Annotated in this window: 16 protein-coding genes and 4 tRNA genes; 4 read left to right on the forward strand and 16 right to left on the reverse strand. The window is 39.0% G+C overall.

Going from position 1 to position 21,278, the window contains the following annotated elements; all coding sequences use genetic code 11:
- The first annotated feature begins 137 nt into the window (after nt 1-137).
- Entirely contained in the window at nt 138-917 is a 780-nt protein-coding gene (locus A379_RS01220) for an enoyl-ACP reductase (RefSeq protein WP_040725121.1), read from the forward strand.
- Nucleotides 918-1,239: 322 nt separating this feature from the next.
- Here A379_RS01220 and A379_RS01225 read toward each other — a convergent pair.
- The 9 genes from A379_RS01225 to tig form a co-directional block, all read right to left on the reverse strand.
- Nucleotides 1,240-1,316: transfer RNA gene (locus A379_RS01225), tRNA-Asp, on the reverse strand.
- An 8-nt stretch (nt 1,317-1,324) separates the two neighbouring features.
- A tRNA-Val gene (locus A379_RS01230) sits at nt 1,325-1,400 on the reverse strand.
- 114 nt (nt 1,401-1,514) lie between these two features.
- Nucleotides 1,515-1,591, reverse strand: a tRNA-Asp gene (locus tag A379_RS01235).
- A 1-nt stretch (nt 1,592) separates the two neighbouring features.
- A tRNA-Val gene (locus A379_RS01240) sits at nt 1,593-1,668 on the reverse strand.
- A gap of 137 nt (nt 1,669-1,805) precedes the next feature.
- Entirely contained in the window at nt 1,806-2,078 is a 273-nt protein-coding gene (locus A379_RS01245; RefSeq protein WP_040725123.1) for an HU family DNA-binding protein, read from the reverse strand.
- Between the two features lie 108 nt (nt 2,079-2,186).
- Complete coding sequence (gene lon, locus A379_RS01250; protein ID WP_369759654.1) at nt 2,187-4,586, reverse strand: endopeptidase La; 2,400 nt, start codon at nt 4,584-4,586, stop codon at nt 2,187-2,189.
- Between the two features lie 124 nt (nt 4,587-4,710).
- On the reverse strand, nt 4,711-5,970 hold the full coding sequence (gene clpX / locus A379_RS01255; protein WP_040725127.1) for an ATP-dependent Clp protease ATP-binding subunit ClpX: 1,260 nt from the start codon (nt 5,968-5,970) through the stop codon (nt 4,711-4,713).
- 10 nt (nt 5,971-5,980) lie between these two features.
- Nucleotides 5,981-6,580, reverse strand: a complete 600-nt coding sequence (gene clpP, locus A379_RS01260; RefSeq protein WP_040725128.1) for an ATP-dependent Clp endopeptidase proteolytic subunit ClpP — start codon at nt 6,578-6,580, stop codon at nt 5,981-5,983.
- Nucleotides 6,581-6,737: 157 nt separating this feature from the next.
- Nucleotides 6,738-8,051 (reverse strand): trigger factor, encoded by a 1,314-nt coding sequence (gene tig / locus A379_RS01265; protein WP_040725129.1) that lies wholly within the window; start codon nt 8,049-8,051, stop codon nt 6,738-6,740.
- A gap of 302 nt (nt 8,052-8,353) precedes the next feature.
- Between tig and A379_RS01270 the strand changes: the two genes are divergently transcribed.
- Entirely contained in the window at nt 8,354-8,557 is a 204-nt protein-coding gene (locus A379_RS01270) for a DUF2892 domain-containing protein (RefSeq protein WP_040725131.1), read from the forward strand.
- A gap of 64 nt (nt 8,558-8,621) precedes the next feature.
- Here the strand turns inward: A379_RS01270 and A379_RS01275 are convergent, their stop codons facing one another.
- The 6 genes from A379_RS01275 to A379_RS01300 form a co-directional block, all read right to left on the reverse strand.
- The gene (locus A379_RS01275) at nt 8,622-10,538 is read right to left on the reverse strand and encodes an ABC-F family ATP-binding cassette domain-containing protein (protein WP_040725133.1); all 1,917 of its coding nucleotides are present in this window, start codon (nt 10,536-10,538) and stop codon (nt 8,622-8,624) included.
- Between the two features lie 18 nt (nt 10,539-10,556).
- Nucleotides 10,557-11,261 (reverse strand): lipoprotein-releasing ABC transporter ATP-binding protein LolD, encoded by a 705-nt coding sequence (lolD, locus tag A379_RS01280; protein ID WP_051144860.1) that lies wholly within the window; start codon nt 11,259-11,261, stop codon nt 10,557-10,559.
- Nucleotides 11,254-12,504: a lipoprotein-releasing ABC transporter permease subunit gene (locus A379_RS01285; RefSeq protein WP_040725136.1), complete on the reverse strand. Its 1,251-nt coding sequence runs from the start codon at nt 12,502-12,504 to the stop codon at nt 11,254-11,256. Before A379_RS01285 ends, lolD begins: the two co-directional genes overlap by 8 nt.
- A gap of 8 nt (nt 12,505-12,512) precedes the next feature.
- The gene (locus A379_RS01290; protein ID WP_040728491.1) at nt 12,513-13,199 is read right to left on the reverse strand and encodes a trimeric intracellular cation channel family protein; all 687 of its coding nucleotides are present in this window, start codon (nt 13,197-13,199) and stop codon (nt 12,513-12,515) included.
- 77 nt (nt 13,200-13,276) lie between these two features.
- A complete protein-coding gene (locus A379_RS01295) occupies nt 13,277-14,593 on the reverse strand; it encodes an NAD(P)/FAD-dependent oxidoreductase (RefSeq protein ID WP_040725139.1) in 1,317 nt (438 codons plus the stop codon).
- 200 nt (nt 14,594-14,793) lie between these two features.
- Nucleotides 14,794-16,023: an MMPL family transporter gene (locus A379_RS01300; RefSeq protein WP_040725141.1), complete on the reverse strand. Its 1,230-nt coding sequence runs from the start codon at nt 16,021-16,023 to the stop codon at nt 14,794-14,796.
- 259 nt (nt 16,024-16,282) lie between these two features.
- Here A379_RS01300 and mfd point away from each other — a divergent pair, with 259 nt between their 5' ends.
- Nucleotides 16,283-19,729 (forward strand): transcription-repair coupling factor, encoded by a 3,447-nt coding sequence (mfd, locus tag A379_RS01305; protein WP_051144862.1) that lies wholly within the window; start codon nt 16,283-16,285, stop codon nt 19,727-19,729.
- A 51-nt stretch (nt 19,730-19,780) separates the two neighbouring features.
- Complete coding sequence (locus A379_RS01310) at nt 19,781-20,437, forward strand: CsiV family protein (protein WP_051144864.1); 657 nt, start codon at nt 19,781-19,783, stop codon at nt 20,435-20,437.
- 78 nt (nt 20,438-20,515) lie between these two features.
- Here A379_RS01310 and minC read toward each other — a convergent pair whose 3' ends face one another.
- Entirely contained in the window at nt 20,516-21,232 is a 717-nt protein-coding gene (gene minC / locus A379_RS12500) for a septum site-determining protein MinC (protein WP_051144866.1), read from the reverse strand.
- Between the last annotated feature and the right edge of the window lie 46 nt (nt 21,233-21,278).

Here is a 21,278-nt window from a genome sequence, read left to right on the forward strand (position 1 = left end):
TCAAGCATTATAACCAATATTTTAACGTTATAATGCGTATAAATTTTAAATGATAGACATCCAAAACGTGATAGCGAATCGCAAACGTGTTTATGAATGATTGTCACCTTCTACTTAATCAAATATTGGAGAACAATATGGGATTCCTTTCAGGAAAAAAAGCCTTAATCATTGGTGTAGCAAATAACAAGTCAATAGCCTACGGAATTGCTAAACAAATGCATGAACAAGGCGCAGAGATTGCCCTTACTTACCAAAACGAAAAACTTAAAGGTCGCGTAGAAAAAATTGCTGAAGAACTCGGTTCTTCAATTGTATTGCCTTTAGATGTAGCCAGTGATGCTGAAATTGATGCCACTTTTGCAGAACTATCAAAACAGTGGACTGATGGTTTAGATATTTTAGTTCACTCAGTAGCCTTTGCACCGCGTGAAGAGCTTGAAGGCCGAATGATTGACGCTTCTACCCGCACAGGATTTAGCATTGCACATGACATTAGTGCATACAGCTTAACGGCCTGTACTAAAGCCGCTCATGAAATGCTAAAAGCCAAAAATGGTTCCGTTATGACTGTTTCTTACTTAGGTGCTGAGCGAGCGGTCCCTAACTATAACGTTATGGGTATTGCTAAAGCATCGTTAGAAGCCACTGTTCGTTACTTAGCCGCAGATCTTGGTCAGGAAGGCATTCGTGTTAACGCCGTTTCTGCAGGTCCAATTCGTACTTTAGCGGCTGCTGGAATTAAAGATTTCAGAACCATGCTTGATAAAGCCGCTCAAGCCACACCGTTACGTCGCAATGTCACAATTGAAGAAGTGGGTAATACAGCGGCTTTCTTATGCTCTGATTTAGCTTCAGGGATTACAGGAGAAATCACTTATGTTGATGGCGGTTACAACGTAACAGCTTCAACCTAGTTGAAATAGCTTTGGCCTTTCACCAGGCCTGGTAATCTTCAAAACCGCAGCAATGCGGTTTTTTTATGTCTAAAATCTAATTAAATAAACCACGAAGAGAGGAAGGCACGAAAAACTCTAAAACCTAACACCAGTTTTTTTGATTCAATAACTATGAATGAATAATCTATGTTTATCTAATCGTTATACTCATTTCACAAATCTTCGTGCCTTCGTGGTGAAAACTTTTTATCAATTATAAATTGCGTTTACACATAAAAACAAAGTATAGAAATGAAAAAAGCCACTACAAATGAAATTTGTAATGGCTTTCTTTTTTAACTGGCGGAGCGGACGGGATTCGAACCCGCGACCCCCTGCGTGACAGGCAGGTATTCTAACCAGCTGAACTACCGCTCCTAATTGTATGGTGGGTGATACTGGGCTCGAACCAGTGACCCTCGCCTTGTAAGGGCGATGCTCTCCCAACTGAGCTAATCACCCAGGATAGACAAAAAAGTTTTACATTCAAAATATGAACAACTTCTCTGTTTTGTATTACTGCAAACTCCTGAAGATTTGCAATAAAAAAGCTAGTTTATAACTAGCTTTTAAATATGGCGGAGCGGACGGGATTCGAACCCGCGACCCCCTGCGTGACAGGCAGGTATTCTAACCAGCTGAACTACCGCTCCGTGGTGGGTGATACTGGGCTCGAACCAGTGACCCTCGCCTTGTAAGGGCGATGCTCTCCCAACTGAGCTAATCACCCAATCAAACTTGCTCTACGTCCCTGTTGGTCTGTGTTGCTGTGCTTAATTGATGTGGCGTATTATAGAGTTATGGGAGAGCTTGTCAATCAAATTTAAATGTTTTTTTTCATTTTTTTGACAGCTGCTTTAACATCAATTAGTTAACAGCTTCTTTTAGTGCTTTACCAGCTGTAAACTTAGGAACTTTAGCCGCAGGAATCTGCATCTCAGCACCTGTTTGAGGGTTACGACCAGTACGTGCAGAACGCTCACCAACTTTAAATGTACCAAAACCGATAATTGCTACTGAGTCACCTGAGCTCATTGCTTTTGTGATTGAAGCTACCGTTGCGTCTAATGCTTTAGCTGCATCTGCTTTTGTTAAACCAGCTTCTTCTGCAATTGCACTTACTAATTCAGATTTATTCATTTTTTTCTCCATGAGTTTTTAATGTATTTTTTATCCACCACCTTTGGCTCTTGCATTTATAGCAATCATCACCAAATGGTGTCAAGAAAAAAAACGTATTTTTACTAATTAATGTCGATTTGACGCCTTTTCAGCCGTTTTTGGCGCTTTCTCATCAGTATAAGTTATGCCCTCAGTAACCTCTACTAATGGCTTTGGACGTTCAGTTAAAGCCAATTCAAGCACTTCATCTACCCATCTTACAGGGTGAATATCGAGCTGATTTTTCACTTCATCAGGCACATCCGCTAAATCACGAACATTATCATGTGGGATTAATACCATTTTAATCCCACCTCGTAATGCAGCTAAGAGCTTTTCTTTAAGACCGCCAATAGGAAGCACTTCTCCACGTAACGTTATCTCACCTGTCATGGCCACATCAGCTCTTACTGGTGTTTTTGTTAATACAGATGTGATTGCCGTACAAATTGCGATACCAGCACTAGGCCCATCTTTCTTTATAGCGCCTTCAGGAAAGTGTAAATGCAAGTCGTTGGTTTCATAAAAATCATCTGCAAGCCCTAATACCTCAGAACGGCTTCTTATCACACTCATTGCAGCCTGAACAGATTCTTGCATAACGCTTCCTAACTGCCCCGTGCTGGACAACTTACCTTTACCAGGCATAGCAGTCGCTTCAATGCGCAATAAATCGCCACCAACACGTGTCCACGCAAGCCCAGCAACCTGCCCTATTCTGTTTTCAGAGTCTGCAAGACCTACTCGATAACGAGCCACACCTAGATACTCTTCTAAATCAGCCTTATTCACTGTAATCTTAGAGGGTGTTTTATCATCAGTCACAATTTTTTTAATTGCTTTTCGACAAATTTTAGCTAACTCACGGGCCAGCAAGCGAACACCCGCTTCACGCGTGTACAACTGAATAATCGCTAAAATAGACTCTGATGTGATGGTTAATTCATCTTTTTTAAGTCCGTGATCTTTTAAGGCTCTTGGTAGCAGATGTTTTTGGGCAATATTCAATTTTTCAGGCTCGGTATAACCTGATAAATTAATCACTTCCATTCTATCCAACAAGGCTTCTGGAATGTCCATAGAGTTTGATGTGGCTACAAACATAACATCCGACAAATCATAATCCACTTCAAGATAATGATCGTTAAAAGTGCTATTTTGCTCTGGATCTAGCACCTCCAATAAAGCGGATGCAGGATCTCCACGCATATCACTCGACATTTTGTCTATTTCATCAAGTAGAAACAGTGGGTTTTTTGTCCCAGCTGTATGCATTTTTTGAATAACTTTACCTGGTAACGCGCCAATATAGGTTTTACGATGTCCACGAATCTCTGCCTCGTCCCTAACACCACCTAAAGACATGCGCACATACTTACGGTTAGTTGCTTCAGCAATTGAACGAGCCAATGACGTTTTACCCACCCCTGGTGGTCCAACTAAACAGAGAATAGGCCCTTTCATTTTTTTCACACGTTTTTGTACAGCAAGATACTCAACAATACGTTCTTTGACCTTTTCTAACCCGTAATGCTGGGCATCCAGTATTTTCTCTGCTTTATTTAAATCATTCGAGACGCGGCTGCGTTTTTTCCATGGTATATCTAATAACCAATCCAAATAATTACGAACAACGGTTGCTTCAGAGGATTGAGCAGGCATCATTTTGAGCTTTTTAAGCTCTGTATTGGCTTTTTTCTCTGCTTCAGCGGTTAACCCTGCCTTGCCAATTCTTTGTGTTAGCTCTTCCATTTCATTAACAACGGTTTCATCACCACCAGCTAATTCACTGTGTATCGCTTTAATTTTTTCATTCAGATAATATTCACGTTGCGTTTTGTCCATCTGTTTTTTAACACGCGAAGTGATACGTTTTTCTGATTCAAGCATCTCTAGCTCTGTTTCAATCATGGCGAGAACGCGCTCTAAACGCTCACTGGTTGAAGTCAGTTCAAGAAGCGCCTGTTTCTCTTCAACACTAAGCTTTAGATTTGCAGAGATTAAATCCACCATTCGCTCAGGGTTAAGCTCTTTTTGTACTGAGGTTTTAACTTCTGAAGGGATTTTCTTTTTTAGATCGGCAAAAAGATTAAAACGCTCAGCTAAAGCCCGCATTAAAACAACAGTGTCTGTTTCATTGTCCGCACTGCTTTCTACTTCTGTAATATCACCTAGAAGAACGTTATTATCAATATGTAAACCCGTTAATCTAAAGCGCTGAATTCCTTCTACTAAAACTTTAACCGTACCGTCAGGCAACTTTAACAACTGAAGAATGTTGGCCATCGTACCCACAGAGTACAAATCTTCTAAGGATGGTACATCTAACTCTGCACTCTTTTGTGTAATTAAGAAGATCTGTTTATCACCCTGCATCGCTTCATTTAAGGCATGGATTGATTTTTCTCGCCCCACAAATAATGGCATTACATTTCCTGGAAAAACCACGACATCACGTAAAGGTAATACGAGTACGTTCATTTTCATACTTACTTGATCAATATCCATTTTTATCCCTTTTTAGACAAACTAATGGCAAGTTTTGCCTTTAAAAAACCCAGCATGAAGCTGGGTCTAAAACATTATTTATGTATTTACGTTTTAAACTTAGTTATTCACTTGATGCAACCTTAGCTACTTCATCTTGATAAACCAATAAAGGTGACTTCTTGCCTTGAATCACTGCTTTATTAATAACGACTTTCTCAACGTTTTTCAAGCTTGGTAGGTCATACATAGTATCTAGCAATAACTGCTCCATGATTGAGCGTAATCCACGAGCTCCCGTTTTACGTTCGATTGCTAGCTTAGCAATCTCTGATAACGCATCTTTACGGAACTGTAATTCTGCCCCTTCTAGTTCAAACATTTTTTGAAATTGCTTAACTAATGCGTTTTTAGGCTCGGTTAGAATCTTAATCAATGCCTCTTCGTCCAATTCTTCTAAAGAAGCAATCATTGGCAAGCGCCCAACAAACTCTGGAATTAAACCAAATTTAACTAAATCTTCTGGTTCAATTTTTTGGAATTTTTCAGTAATTGTTAAACGGCTTTCTTTAGTTTTAACCTCAGCAGAAAAACCGATTCCAATATTGGTTTCAGTACGCTGATCAATGATTTTATCCAGGCCTTCGAAAGCACCACCAACAATAAAGAGGATTTTTGAGGTATCCACCTGAATCATGTCTTGATTTGGGTGCTTACGCCCACCTTGTGGTGGCACAGAAGCCATTGTCCCTTCAACCAGCTTTAATAAGGCTTGCTGAACACCCTCACCTGAAACATCTCGAGTAATTGATGGATTTTCTGATTTACGTGTAATCTTATCAATTTCATCGATATAGATAATGCCACGTTCCGCTTTTTCAGGGTCGTTATCACAACGCTGAAGAAGTTTCAGTACAATACTCTCTACATCTTCACCCACATAACCCGCTTCGGTTAATGTAGTTGCATCGGCAATTGCAAATGGTACATCTAATAAACGTGCTAAAGTTTGAGCCAGTAGCGTTTTACCTGAACCTGTTGGACCAATTAATAAAATATTACTTTTAGTTAGCTCAACATCATCTTTCACATGCGAATTCTGTAAACGTTTGTAATGATTGTAAACAGCAACCGACAATACTTTTTTGGCATTGAACTGACCAATGACATAATCATCTAAAATAGCGCTGATTTCGTGCGGAGTTGGAAGGTTTTCAAGCTCAAATTGGCTTATATCTTCTTCACCAAATTCATCACGTAAAATATCGTTACAAAGCTCCACACACTCATCACAAATATAGACTGATGGGCCTGCAATTAGTTTTCTTACTTCATCTTGTCCTTTACCACAAAATGAACAATATAGTGTTTTGTCTTCACTCATCTTTATTGCCTTAACGATTTGTCAGTACTTTATCAACTAAACCGTAATCACATGCTTGCTGTGCACTCATGAAATTATCACGATCAGTATCTTGTTCAATAGTTTTAATATCTTGGCCAGTGTGTTCAGCCAATGCTGCATTCAACTTATTTTTTATTTGCATAATTTCTTGAGCGTGTATTTGAATATCACTTGCCTGGCCTTGGAAGCCACCCAATGGCTGATGAATCATAACGCGAGAATTCGGCAGTGCAAAACGTTTACCTTTTGCACCAGCAGACAATAGAAAAGACCCCATACTGGCCGCTTGTCCAATACACATTGTGGTTACATCTGGTTTAATAAAACGCATAGTGTCATAAATTGCCATACCCGCTGTTACACTGCCACCTGGTGAATTGATGTATAGGTGAATATCTTTCTCAGGATTCTCAGATTCTAAAAACAGCATTTGAGCCACAATTAAGTTGGCCATATGGTCCTCAACTTGACCTACTAAAAAGATAACACGCTCTTTTAATAGTCTTGAATAAATATCGTAAGAACGCTCACCGCGACTTGTTTGCTCTATTACCATCGGTACAAGTGCATTTTGAATCATGTTATCCATATTCCGCTGTATTTCCTGTAGGTTTTATTTTTATTAAATTTGTGTTTAGGAGTATCTTAGCCTTTTCTAAGGCAAAAAAAAACTTAACCCCAGGCACAAATCGTAATTTTATGTCCAGGGTTAAGTTTTATGAAATCAAATAAGATTTAAAAATGAATTACATAGGAGAGTTAATTACTTCATCAAATGCTTTTTTCACTTTTTTCACTTTTGCTTCATCAATGATTTTAGCAGCGACTTTACCTTCTACTAAAATAGCACGAATTTCAGAACGTGCTCCTGGGTTTTGAGCATACCAACCAATGACTTCAGCAGGATCTTCATATGAAGAAGCCTGTTCAGCAATATAGGCTTCAACTTCTTCATTAGACGCTTCAATGTTGTTTGCTTTGATGATATCGCCTAAAACAAGACCAAGTTTAACGCGGTTTTTAGCTTCCTCTTCAAACTGGCTCGCTTCGATATTGACATCTTCCGCTTTCATTCCTTGCTGTTGTAGGTTTTGAACGGCACGATCCATTAGGTTTTTGATTTCTTGGTCTAATAAAGACTTAGGAATTTCAACATCAACAATTGACTGTAACGCTTCTAAAGCCGCAGTACGGTTTTTGCTTTCAACAGCGCGAGAAAGTTCTTTTTCCATGCTGTCTTTAATTTCTTTTACTAAAGATTCTTCAGTACCGTCTTCGATACCGAAAGACTTAACAAATTCTTCGTCGATTTCTGGTAGAACTTTAGTTGAAATAGAGTGAACAGTAATATCAAAAGTAGCAGCTTTACCTTTTAGGTGTTCAGCTTGATACTCTTCAGGGAAAGTAACTTCAATTGTTTTCTCTTCGCCTTTTTTCATACCTTCGATTCCATCTTCGAAACCAGGAATCATACGACCAGAACCAAGTTCTAAAGGTGCATTTTCAGCTGAACCACCGTCAAAGACTTCACCATCAATCTTGCCAACGAAATCAATAATAACCTGCTCGCCCTTCTTAGCTTTTTTAGCTGCACTCTTAGAAGGTTTCCACGCCATACGTTGTTCACGAAGACGAGTAATCATGCTTTCCACGTCTTTATCTGTTACCGCAGACTCGGTGATTTCAACCTTAACACCAGAGAACTCAGGAAGTGTAATTTCTGGATAAACTTCAAAACGAGCTGTAAAAGTAACAGAACCGTCTTTGTCATCAAGCTCATCAAACATTGGGTAACCAGCTACTTGTAGCTCTTCTTGTGAAATGGCATCGTAAAATGCTTTCTGTAAAGCTTCACCCATGACTTCTTGGTGTACTTGTGCACCGTGGCGTTTTTTAACCACATTTAAAGGTACTTTACCTGGACGGAAACCATCCATTTTAATCGTACGACGAATTTCATTTAAACGCTTTTCAACATCTGAGTTTAAGCTCTCAGAAGGAAACGTTACCGTCATTTTGTGTTCAAGACCTTGTTCTGGTTTTTCTACAGTTACTTGCATTTTTAAATCTCAAAGTTCGATGTTTTCAATATAATTAATTAAGAAAACACATTAATTTGCGTAGCCTTAATCGTAAAAATTAGACACAGAATTATACGGGTTTAAGTAATAAATTTAAAGGGAAACTCATAAAATCTAGCAAAAACAATAAGAAATACGCTATTTTGTTCGCTTTTCTTGAGTAAATACAAAAAACTGATAGAATCATTGACCAGATTAATAGCTTATTTGTAATCAATAGCAAATAACTCAAAATTACGAAATTACATGTATTAAATCAACTCTATTTAAGGAATATTCGAATGGCAATTGAAAGAATTGTATTACTTGTAGCGGGAACCATGGTTCTATTAAGCACCCTATTAAGCGTTTACCATACACCTGAATGGTTATACCTAACGGGCTTTGTTGGCGCTAACTTAATGTTTTCAGGCATCACAGGTTTCTGCCCAATGGTTCTTATCTTACGTAAACTAGGCTTTAAACACGGCCCTGCTTTCCGTTAATAGATTTCAATAGATTTACCTCAATCATTTTAAAATGGCTTGAGGTAGAACCAAATAAATACATCTAACTCTCTAAAACTAGCTCTGCCTTAACCTCTTCAACCATCTCCTCTAGCTCTAACCAACGCAATTCAGCTTCTTCTAACTCCTGAGCGCAACTCGCTTGCCCTTTAATACATTCAGCCAGTTTCTCTTTATTTTGAGCTTCGTATAAAGTTTCATCTTCCATCAATAGATGATAATCAGAAATCTGAGTCTGCAGCTTTGCCATTTTTTTATCCAACTGATTAATCTCTTGTTGGTAAGGCCTTATCTTTGCTTCCAATACTTTACGTTGTTGAGCATTTTCTTGACGTAACTCTTTTTTGGTTTTACCAGGCCTGGTATGTTTTGCTTCTTGTTGATGTGCCTTTATGGTTTTTAATTGCTCTTGTAAATAGCCATCTAAATCACCGTTATATGGCGTTACCTTGCCATTATGTACCCACCAAAACTGGTCTGATATACTGGCTAAAAGGTGTTTATCATGGCTTACTAAAATCACCGCACCTGAAAACTCTTGAATCGCCATATCCAGAGCATCACGGGTTTCCATATCTAAATGGTTTGTTGGCTCATCTAGTATGATTAAATTTGGTTTTTGAAAAACGATAATAGCCAAAGCTAAGCGAGCTTTTTCACCACCCGAAAAGGCTTTAATAGGCTCAAGGCATTGCGTATTAGAAAAGCCAAATTGGCCTAAAAAATCCCTAGCCTCTTGGTCACTAGGCGCATTTTCTTGTTTTAGGATATGTTGCAACGGACTTTGGTCAAAATGCAGCGAATCGATTTGATGCTGGGCAAAATAACCAATTTTCACCCCCTTGCTGATCACCACTTTTCCTGATTGAGGCTTAAGCTCACCCACCAATTGCTTTAATAACGTCGTTTTACCTGAGCCATTGACACCGACCAAACCAATTCTATCGCCCGCTCTTAAAACCAAATTAACATTATCTAGAATAATCTTATCTTGATAAGCAAAGCAGATATCTTGAACATTCATCATTGGATCAGGCTGATGGTCTGGTGACAAGAATTTGAAAATAAACGGGTTCATCGCTTGAACTGCAGCCACTTCTTCCATTCGTTCTAGCGCTTTTACACGACTTTGAGCCTGCTTGGCTTTACTTGCTTTGGCTTTAAAACGTTCAATAAAACTTTTGAGATGTTGCATCTGCTGTTTTTGTTTATCGTGCAAAGCTTGCTGCTGCATAAGCTGTTCATTTCGCTGACGTTCAAATGCCGCAAAATTACCCGAGTAGTAATAAATCTTTTGATTATGTATATGGGCAATTCCCTGCACAACCTGGTCAAGAAAATCTCTATCGTGAGAGATTATAATAACCGCACCTTCATAAGATTTTAGCCACTGCTCTAACCAAGCCACCGCTTCAATATCGAGATGGTTTGTTGGTTCATCTAATAACAATAAATCGGCACGCTGCATTAAAGCTCTTGCTAATTTCAATCTTACTTGCCAACCACCTGAGAATTCTGAGATATCTTTATTAAAATCACTGTCTTTAAAACCCAAACCATATAAAAGCTGTTTTGCTTTATTAGGCACTAAATACCCTGAAATTTTATCCAATGCATCATAGGCATCTACCAGGCCTGTATGATTATCCGCTTCCTGAAAATTTTTAACTTGTTCACTATATTGAGCATACAAACTATCGCCATAGGTTACATATTCAAGCGAATTGATGTTTTTAGCGGCGACTTCCTGCTCAACGCAACCAATTAGCCAACTTGCTGGTAAATCAATATGCCCAGCCTCAATAGGAAGTTCATTAAGAATGGCTTTGAATAAAGAGGTTTTACCCACACCGTTTTGACCAATCAAACCAATTTTTTGACCAGGGTGAACAGTGAGTGTTGCCGCATCTAAAAGCGGTTTAATCCCCGCTCTAATGGATAGGTTTTGAAAAGTTAACACAGAGAGAATTTCATTAAATTAATTATGGACTAGGTGACCATCAAGCAGGGTGACTTGACGATCCATTTTGGCGGCTAAGCTTAAATCGTGGGTTACAATAAGCAATGCTGTATCAAACTCAGTGTTTAAATCTACTAACAGCTGAAATACCTGATCAGCCGAAGCGTAGTCTAAATTTCCAGTTGGTTCATCTGCCAATATACAGGCGGGTTCAGTAATCAAAGCACGAGCAATCGCTACACGCTGTCTTTCTCCTCCTGAAAGCTCACTAGGCTTATGTTGCGCCCTATTTGCCAAGCCGACTTTTTCGAGTAACTGGTGCGCTTTTTTCTGTGCTTCTTTAATCGATACCCTGCGTATCTGCAATGGCATCATGACATTTTCTAATGCCGTTAACTCAGAAAACAGGTGGTGAAATTGATAGACAAAGCCCATATATTGATTTCTAAGCTTGCCACGTTTTACATCTGACTCACTAGAAAAAGACAAACCATTTAATAACACTTCTCCTTGAGTCGGAGTATCCAGGCCTGCTAACAAATGTAGCAAAGTACTTTTACCTGAACCAGAAGCACCAACAATAGCGACTTTTTCTCCTGCTTTTAGCTGAAAATCGATATCCGAAAAGACCTTTGTTTCAAGCTCACCCTCTTTATAAGTCTTACCCAACCCCGTCGCTTGTAAAACCAGGTTTTGTTTTTCATTGCTCTTTTCATTACTCATAGCGTAAAGCCTCCGCAGGATTCACTTTTGATGCTTTTCTTGCAGGGTAAAGTGTCGCCAACAAGGTCAATAAAAAGGCCAGTCCTGTGATGTACCATACATCCGACCAAACCAGTTTTGAGGGCACTGAACTAATATAGTACACATCTGGTGGAAAGAACTGGAACCCAAGTAGGTTTTCAATAAACGGCACAATAACATCAATATTTAAAGCCAGACTCAAACCACCTGCCAAACCTAAAATAACGCCTAAGGCACCAATAACCAGACCTTGAACAATAAAGACAACTTGAATACTCATTGGGGTTGCACCAATGGTTCTCAATACCGCGATATCACTTTGCTTATCTGTTACAACCATCACCATAGTCGAAACAATATTAAATGCGGCGACCATGATAATCAGCGTCAAGACGATAAACATCATGCGTTTTTCCATCTCAATGGCTTTGAAAAAATTAGAATGCTGTTGACGCCAGTCGCGCATATACATGACTTTATCAACCACCGAGCCTAATTTATCTTTTACTTCACCCACATTAAACATATCATCGAGCTTGAGCTGAAGCGCACCAACCGAATCACCATATTTAAAGACTGTTTGCGCATCTTCTATATTGATAATGGCCAAACCACTATCATATTCATGCATACCCGCTTCAAACAATCCTACAACCGTAAAACGTTTAATTCTAGGCACCACACCAACGGGCGAAACACTTCCCTGTGGGGCAATTAAAGTGACCTTATCTCCTAAGGAAACGTTTAAGCTGGCGGCCAACTCTGTACCTAAAATAATATTGTATTTTTTAGGCTGTAAATCATTAAGAGAACCAAACATCATCTTAGAACCGATATCCGCAACCTGACCTTCAAACTGAGGGAGAATCCCCCTAACAGCAACTCCATTAACCTTATTACCAATGGTTAGCATTCCCTGCTCCATAATATTAGGCGCAGCACCCTCAATATGTGGCTGGTTAATTAATTGGTTATATAGCGACTCCCAATCGTCAAGTCTGTTATTTTTTTCATTAATGGTGATATGTGCCGTCATACCTAAGATGCGATCTCGTAACTCTTCTTGAAAACCATTCATAATTGATAAAACGGTAATCAAAGCCGTTACCCCTAAGGCAATACCAATCATGGAAGATAGCGAAATGAAAGAGATGAATCCATTACGACGTTTTGCACGGGTATAACGAAGACCTAATAACAGCTCATATGGGAGTTTAAACATAATTTATATTACTCATCCGCTTTCTTATTGTTTGTTTGATTAGATTCTTCAAAGGAATCCGTTTGAGGCAATTCTCTGGGTTTATAAGAGATAAAAACAGGGAGTTCTATATTATAAACAATAGCCCATACCCTCATTACCAAAGTAATTAAAATTGACACGATCACAGCGGTATCCGTATCAAAAGAAACATGCTCCATCAGTAAAAATATACTCGCACCCACAAACGAGGCTGTGGCATAAATCTCTTTACGAAACACCAGCGGCACTTCGCCAACCAAAACATCACGAATTATTCCGCCAACGACACCCGTCATAATTCCCGTCATAATTGCAATCGGGTCAGAAAAACCTAGAGCCATCGCCTTTTGGGTACCAATAACGGTAAAAACCGCCAAACCTAAAGCATCTAAAAACAGCAACATTTTAATGGGTAAACGGCGAAAACGAGCCAAAAAGAACAACAGCATGGCGGATATCACCACCACATAAATATAAATATCATGCTGCGTCCAAAAAACAGGAACATCAATAATGAGATCTCGCAGCGTGCCACCACCGATTGCAGTAACCATCGCAATAACAATGGCGCCAAATAGGTCCAGTTGTTTACGGCGTGCTGCCAACAGCCCAGTAATAGCAAAGACGGCTGTACCCAGAAGGTCAAGATAATAGAGAATAAGTGCGAGTGTCATAGGTCGCATATTATAAACGAGGGCAAAAAAAAACGCCCTCTTAATTGAGGGCGTTTTTACTTATGAAAGAATAAGGATTATTTGTCTGATTTTAGACGGTTAATTCCTAACATTTTCATAATGTATTTCTGATAGATTGGTTCAGAATTACCAGACTTCATATTACGGATAAAGTATTTTTCAAAGGCAATTTTAGCTAAGTGAACCCACTTACCTTTTTTAGCCCATGTTAAGTTACGTGGTGGAATTTGCGGTAGAGCAACAAACGCGGCACCTGAATCACCCATATCGGCAAGACAAACGGTATTCCATGTTGGCTCTTCAATAGGTTCTTTACCTTCTAAATTCGCTTCAATGTTATGGCAAATCGCCGTAACCATCGACTCAATCATTAAACCTGTTTTAGGTGTACCACAAGGTACTGGACACTTTGTATCCACAGGTGGAATCGCAATCCCCACACCTAAAGAGTAAATATTATGATAAGTTGGGTTACGGCTAAATTTATCTACCTTAACAAAGCCACGAGGGTTCACTAGAGGGCCACCCATTTTTTCAGGATCTGAATCAACTAACTCTTGAAGGAACTTAGAACCTTTAAAAGCAGGAAGCATCATGGCATATTTAAATGGCAGTTCATGCTTATTGATTACTTCACCCTGATTATTATGCTCATCAACATACATAATGCCATCAGCAATCTTGGTTGTTTTTGCATTACAAATCCAGTCAATATGGCGGTTACGCATCTCTGATTCCATTAAACCTTTAGAATCACCAACACCACCTAAACCTAAATGTCCAATATAAGGTTCAGCCGTTACAAACGTCATAGGTACTTGGCTACGAATCTTACGCTTACGTAAATCCGTTTCCATAATCATGGCAAATTCATAAGCTGGACCGAAACATGACGCACCCTGAACGGCACCAATAATGATTGGACCTGGATCTTTACAAAACTCTTCCCACTCTTCATACGCTTCAACAGCGTGAGGAGTTGTACAAACAGAAACCGTGTTACCACCATGACTCTTAGGTCCAAAACCTTCAACTTCTTCAAATGCAAGTGCTGGGCCAGTCGCTAGAATTAGATAGTCATATTCCATCACTGTTCCATCATCTAGCGTGATATTGTTGTTTTCAGCATCTAAACCAGTACAAGTTTGGTGATAAAATTCAATACCTTTACGCGTTAGATATGGTTCTAACTTGAAAGAGATATCTTCTGGTTTTCTCCAGCCCACTGCAACCCAAGGGTTTGATGGAACAAAATTAAACTCATCAATCGCGCTAACGACTTTTACAGTGTGACCTTTATCTAAATGCTTACGAATATCGTAAGACATTGGTAAACCGCCTGTACTGGAACCAACTACAACAACTGTTGCCATGTTCATGCCTCGTATTATTTATTTGGTGTAAAAATTTAAATCAAAATTTGTAAAAAAAAGATAAAACTGTAATTACAAATACTAATTTTAGTGAGAATATTGAACCATATTCGTTATAAAAGAAAATAAAATTTATCAATGACAAATCAATGTAATTAATAAGAGGATAAAAAAATCAATTTTAAACATAGACTTATCGACTATTTATTTTTTAGATATTTTTTATTACCAGACATCAATAATGCTGGTAAGACCGTCAACATCATAAATGTAGCCAAAACAAGCGAGACCAAGGTCAATAAACTTGCTTGAAAAACGGTATCGTTTTGGCTGAATAACAAGCTCGCTATTCCAGTAAAAAGCACCCATGAAGTAATCCAAATTGGACGTCCTACACTTGCCATCGCAAAAATGACGGCTGACTGAGAATCTGAAAAAAGGTATTGTTTTGCTCGTACATATCTTGAAAAGAAATGAATTCCATCATCCACAATCAAACCAAGAGGAATCATCCAAAGCAAGATTGCCCAATGCATTTCACCCATCAATAAAATAAATAGAGACACCGAGGCTAATAAAGAAAAAAAATTAACGAGAACATTCAGTAAGGCCAAAGAAAGACTTTTCCAGAACAACCAAAACAGTCCAACAAAAACCCATAGCAACCAAAAAATTTGCTCAATTTCACTTAAAACTCGCCAGTTAACCCAAATTAAACCGAGACCAATTAGAACCCCAAAAACAATGATTACAGCCCTTGCCTTACGGTTTTTTTGTAACCAATTCGCAATAAAAGTTAAACCATGCCTATCGGTAGGATTGCCAACCCTAAACTCTAACATCCAATTGAGAAGAATCATCGGCAACCAACTTAAAGTCATTAAATAACTGAACGTCACACCGATAACCACCAACCAAGCTAGAGCTAAATAACTGCTGTCAAACCAGGCGGCAAAAACAAAGCCTAAAGCGGTTGTTAGGTTTGAAAGAAAAATTGGGGTTGAATTTAACTTTAAAGCTTCAGCAACCGCATCATACTGAAACAGCCCTCTGGCCATTTCTCTAAGCAAGGTGCTTAATATATGAACCAAATTACTGCTCAATAAAGTTATTAACACCACTAACCCTAAAATCGATTCGTTCGTTAACTGAGAACCTAACCAACCCAAAGCACCAAAGGTCACTAAAACAATATATAAACTCAGCCCTAACTGTAAAAAACCAACCTTTACCGATTCAAGCAAATAACCAACCACCAACCCCATAACCAAAAGGCTAGTAATCAATAACAACAGATCATTATGAATAGGCATAAAATCTAGAAAAGTGATACCTGATAAAATAAGAAGACTTAATACTCCCCATACTAACAACAGCTTGGTTTTGTTGTGAGCCATCATCTGTACCCAAGAAAAAGCCCAATTTCCCACAATTAACCTCTCAAAAAAGTAAATTTCGTCTGCATTAAAATATTAATAGAGACCTTTGCACGAGTGAATATACGAATAAAAATAGCTAAAAACCCACATCTTTCAGCCAAAAAAAACACCCAATAACTAGCTATTATGAGGTTTTTTTGGCAAAAATCTGCGAATTTTTTCTTATTTTTCTAACGCATCTCACTCGTGCAAAGGCCTCTAGTAGTTTAGAATATTGTGCTTAAAAATTGATAAAGAATCTCTTATACGCATGAAAAAACTCGCATCGCTTCTCCAAACTGATCAAATTACCACTAAGGGAAACCGCTCTTACTGGGCACCTCTTAACCAATCCGAGAGTGCATTAGCGATTGCCAATCATGCAAAAAACTTACCAGGCCTGGTTGTTGTTTTAACCGAAAACTCCCAAATAGCGAATCAACTACAAGATTCATTAACTTTCTTAGTTAATGAATCCACAGATATTTTGACGTTTCCAGAATGGGAAACTTTGCCCTATGACCAGTTTTCACCCCATCAAGATATTGTCTCAGAACGTTTAAAAACGCTGTATAAATTGCCTAGCACCCAACATGGCATATTAATCGTGCCAATTGCCACCGTTATGCAAAAGGTCGTGCCGCATGACTACATTCAACAGTTCACCTTTTTGCTTAAAACGGGAGATACCATTGATGTTGAATCCTTTAGTCAACAATTAGAATCTGCCAGTTATCAACGAGTTGGCCAGGTTTACGAACATGGCGAGTTTGCAGTGCGTGGTGCCATTATTGATCTATTCCCAATGGGAAGTAGAACCCCTTTTAGAATTGACCTATTTGATGATGAAGTTGAGACGATTCGAAGCTTTGACCCAGAAACACAACGATCAATTGAGCAGATTGATAAGATTGAACTCCTGCCTGCAAAAGAGTTTAACTTTACCAAGCAAGGTATTGATCTATTTAGGAATAACTTCAAAGAGTACTTTGGCGATGATTCACGAGAATCGCAGATTTATAAAAGCGTTTCTCAAGCTCAAATGGTGGGTGGTTTAGAATATTACCTCCCCCTTTTTCATAACTCTTTAGCCAGTTTATTTGATTATTTGCCCAAAAACAGTCTATTTTTTGACTTTGGCAAATTGGATGAAACGCTTGACCATATTCTTATGGATTACAGTGAACGTTATGAAATTGGTCAACATAACCCAGATTTTCCCCTATTAAAACCAACCGAGATATTACTTGAACCGAATTCTTTTTTAACGCAATTAAAGCCCTATCATAGAATCACTCTTGAAACGGTTTGCTCAAAAAAAACCACAACCACATTTAATACATTAAGCCTTCCAGACCTTAGCGTACAAGCTCAAAGTGAGTACCCGCTTGCTAAGCTAATCGCATTCTTAGACCGTTACAAACAGAAAGTCATCTATAGTGCGGAAACCACAGGGCGCAGAGAAACGCTTTTGACCTTACTAGCCAAATACCAACAGCGCCCAGCTATCGTTGAGAATTGGAACCAAGCATTAGAGTCTAATAGCCAATATTGTATTGTTGTCAGCCCGCTTGAGACGTCGATTCATACTGAAGAGTTCAGCGTTATTTCAGAAACCCAAATCTTTGGGCAAACGGTGGTTCAAAAGCGTCGTCGTAAACGTAAACACAATGATTTTGATACCGCAGTCAGTAACCTTATTGAGCTTGATCTAGGTAGCCCTATTGTTCACATAGATCACGGTGTGGGGCGTTATTTAGGCTTAGAGACCTTAGAAATTCAAGGTGAAAAGAAAGAGTTCTTAATGATTGAGTATGCGGGTGATGCAAAACTTTATGTACCAGTTTCCTCTCTGCATTTAATCAGTCGCTATACAGGCGCAACACCAGAAACCGCCCCACTGCATAAATTAGGCAGTGATAAATGGGAAAAGGCTAAGCGTAAGGCGGCTGAAAAAGTACGTGATGTCGCGGCTGAACTATTAGATGTTTACGCCCAACGAGCGGCCAGGCCTGGTTATGCTTTTCAAACTCCTGATGAGGCCTATCAACGTTTTGCTTCTAGCTTCCCATTTGAAGAAACACCCGATCAACAGCAAGCCATTGAAGCCGTTATGGATGACATGCACTCACCACTTCCCATGGATCGTCTAGTCTGTGGTGATGTCGGTTTTGGTAAAACAGAAGTCGCTATGCGCGCTGCTTTTGTTGCCGCCTATGATGGAAAACAGGTAGCTATGTTGGTACCAACCACCTTGCTGGCTCATCAACATCTAGAGAACTTCAGAACTCGCTTTTCAGATTGGCCTGTTCGTATTGAGGTCTTATCGCGTTTTCAGACGCCGAAACAACAAAAACAGACCTTGGAAGATTTAAAAGAGGGCAAGGTCGATATCATCATTGGTACGCACAAGTTAATTCAAAAAAGCGTGGATTACCAAAACCTTGGGTTAATTATTATTGATGAAGAGCACCGCTTTGGGGTTCGCCAAAAAGAGCAACTTAAAAAAATGCGAACCGAAGTAGACGTGTTGACCATGACCGCCACCCCTATTCCACGTACCTTAAATATGGCCATGAATGATTTAAGGGATTTGTCTATTATTGCTACAGCACCCGCCAAACGTCTCGCTGTACAAACCTTTGTGCAAGAGTGGAATGACGATGTGGTGAGAGAAGCCTCATTGCGTGAAATTAGACGTGGTGGCCAGGTTTACATTCTTTATAACCAAGTTGACCGCATTGAGCAGATGGTTGAACATATTGAAGCACTTATTCCTGAGGCTAAAGTGACCTATGCTCATGGCCAAATGCATGAACGCGAACTGGAATCCGTTATGGAAAACTTCTACCATCGTCGTTACAACATCTTGGTTTGTACCACTATCATTGAAACGGGGATTGATATTCCAACCGCCAATACCATTTTAATTCATCGTGCCGATAAGTTCGGTTTAGCGCAATTACATCAGCTTCGTGGTCGTGTCGGTCGATCCCACCATAAAGCTTACGCTTATATGTTTACTGCGGGTAAAGCGATGCTCACCAAAGACGCTGAGAAACGGCTAACAGCCATTGCTAAGCACGATACCTTAGGTGCAGGTTTTATGCTAGCCAGCCACGATTTAGAAATTCGTGGTGCAGGTGAGTTATTGGGTGATGGTCAATCTGGTCAAATTCAAGAGATTGGTTTTGGCCTTTATAGTGAACTATTGGAACGAGCGGTAAAATCCCTTAAATCAGGTAAACAACCCGAATTAAATACGTCTTTACATAGTGGTAGCGAGGTTGACTTAGGTGTTACTGCGTTAATCCCGGAAGACTATCTACCAGATGTACACACTCGATTGGTTTTTTACAAACGTATAGCCAGCGCCGAATCAAAAGCCGATTTAAGAGAGCTCGAAGTCGAGATGATTGACCGTTTTGGCCTTTTACCTGAATCGGTTAAACAACTTTTTGCAGTCACTAAAGTTAAATTACTGATTGAACCCATTGGCATTACTAAGTTGGATGCGGGCGAATCAATGATACGCATACAGTTTAATAACGAACCTAACATTGACCCAATGAAACTGATTAAACTAATCCAATCACAACCCAAGCAATTCCAACTAAAAGGACAGACTGAACTCTCCTTTTTAGATACAATGCCTGATATTGAACAAAGAATATCCGCAATTGAGCTGATAGTTCGCAGCATCGCTATAGAAAATTGATTCTTTAACCATGAACTATGTTTTTAAAACGCTTTATATTAAGAGCTTCAAATGACTAAAAAACCTAATTTTATGCAGTTACTTTTTATCAAAAGCCAGGTTATGGTTTTTCTCTTTGTGGCTTTTTTTGCCTCATTCACCACACAAGCACAGGCAAAAGCAGACAACTATACGATTGAAGTCATTGTGTTTGAAAGTCTTGCCTTAAAAGGTTGGACAGAAGAATATTGGCCAGAAGAGTTTGAACGCCCTAATATTGAAGGGAGCACCTCTGTTTTTAGCCGTGGCCAAAAACCCTTGTGGATTAACGATACGAATAACGCGTTAAATGGCGCCGTTAACCAACTGAACAAAAGAGGCTATCGAGTTTTATTTCACCAGGCCTGGTCACAAATTGCTTATGCCAATAAAAAAGCTCCTACCGTTTTAATCGAAGATGACAAAAAGTCTGGGGCGGACATGTTAGGAACCGTGAGACTTTATAAAACACGCTATGCTCATGTTGATTTTGACTTAGAGTTTGAAAGACGAATTCCAGATAAAATAATGACGGAATTTTTACAGAATCAAAAAATCACCACAACTGAAACACCAGCGAGCTGGCGTTTTCACCTTAAAGAATCACGAAAAATTAAACCTGGTGAGTTGCACTATATTGATCACCCACTGTTTGGTGTCCTGGTTAAAATTCAAAAAAATGAAGAATAACCCTACAGATTGAAGCAACGGTAAACTTATAAAAAGAGCCATGATAAGTGGCATGCAAGGGTCTCAAATTGAAAATAATTATTCTAGTGAATATTCAAATTTCTGAGAAACAAATCGTGTTTTAACGGATAGACCAATGTATTGTTCTGGTAAATCCTCTTTTAATTGATAAAAACCCGCAATACTAATCAGCTCTGGCTCAAATACATAAGCCCTAATCGTAATTTCATCAATATTCATAAAGCCAGAATTACCTGCATAAGCCTTACCATTTAGGCTACCGCCAATATATATATTGCCATCCGCAATAACTTCAGCCCCTAATTCAACATCCCCAAGTACAATCAAATCACAACCTTCAGCATACAGCTGTTCACCAGCATAAACATTTTGGTGATAAGTATAGGGGGGCGGCGTTTGTTCAGAACTAGAACGCAAGTTCTCAACGTTTGATTGATTACTCAATGCAACTTCAAACAAATCCAATTGATTCATTTTTTCATTAAAAATCGCAAGACCTGCATAGTGAGCCTGTTCAAATAAAGATTCATCCTCTGTTTTTAAACCTATTGGCAGAAAGTTTAACTGTCTTAAAACTTCCACTAATTGGGCTAAAAAGGCTGGCTCTGAAGCATCCGTTTCAATAGAAAGAACGCAAGGAACTGAGAAAAACTCATGAGTTTCAATTGGTACATAGCGTTTTAGTTCATCACTAATCTTAGCAATATCACAATGTAAAACTTGAATGACTGGTAAAGAAAAGTCGCTCTTTTGAAGATGAATTATTGCGGACATAATGACTCATTCATAAATAATTCAGAGGAGTCTACAAGAGTGGAAA

It is taken from the genome of Thiomicrorhabdus sp. Kp2, assembly GCF_000478585.1.
Taxonomy (GTDB): Bacteria; Pseudomonadota; Gammaproteobacteria; order Thiomicrospirales; family Thiomicrospiraceae; genus Thiomicrorhabdus.

Bases quoted from the DNA above. Each gene is read 5' to 3' on its own strand.
- A379_RS01245 (WP_040725123.1), bottom strand. From the start codon at position 2,078: ATGAATAAATCTGAATTAGTAAGTGCAATTGCAGAAGAAGCTGGTTTA.
- A379_RS01285 (WP_040725136.1), bottom strand. From the start codon at position 12,504: ATGTTTAAACTCCCATATGAGCTGTTATTAGGTCTTCGTTATACCCGT.
- lolD (WP_051144860.1), bottom strand. From the start codon at position 11,261: ATGAGTAATGAAAAGAGCAATGAAAAACAAAACCTGGTTTTACAAGCG.
- A379_RS01295 (WP_040725139.1), bottom strand. From the start codon at position 14,593: ATGGCAACAGTTGTTGTAGTTGGTTCCAGTACAGGCGGTTTACCAATG.
- tig (WP_040725129.1), bottom strand. From the start codon at position 8,051: ATGCAAGTAACTGTAGAAAAACCAGAACAAGGTCTTGAACACAAAATG.
- clpP (WP_040725128.1), bottom strand. From the start codon at position 6,580: ATGGATAACATGATTCAAAATGCACTTGTACCGATGGTAATAGAGCAA.
- minC (WP_051144866.1), bottom strand. From the start codon at position 21,232: ATGTCCGCAATAATTCATCTTCAAAAGAGCGACTTTTCTTTACCAGTC.
- A379_RS01310 (WP_051144864.1), top strand. From the start codon at position 19,781: ATGACTAAAAAACCTAATTTTATGCAGTTACTTTTTATCAAAAGCCAG.
- mfd (WP_051144862.1), top strand. From the start codon at position 16,283: ATGAAAAAACTCGCATCGCTTCTCCAAACTGATCAAATTACCACTAAG.
- A379_RS01220 (WP_040725121.1), top strand. From the start codon at position 138: ATGGGATTCCTTTCAGGAAAAAAAGCCTTAATCATTGGTGTAGCAAAT.
- lon (WP_369759654.1), bottom strand. From the start codon at position 4,586: ATGAAAATGAACGTACTCGTATTACCTTTACGTGATGTCGTGGTTTTT.
- clpX (WP_040725127.1), bottom strand. From the start codon at position 5,970: ATGAGTGAAGACAAAACACTATATTGTTCATTTTGTGGTAAAGGACAA.
- A379_RS01290 (WP_040728491.1), bottom strand. From the start codon at position 13,199: ATGACACTCGCACTTATTCTCTATTATCTTGACCTTCTGGGTACAGCC.
- A379_RS01270 (WP_040725131.1), top strand. From the start codon at position 8,354: ATGGCAATTGAAAGAATTGTATTACTTGTAGCGGGAACCATGGTTCTA.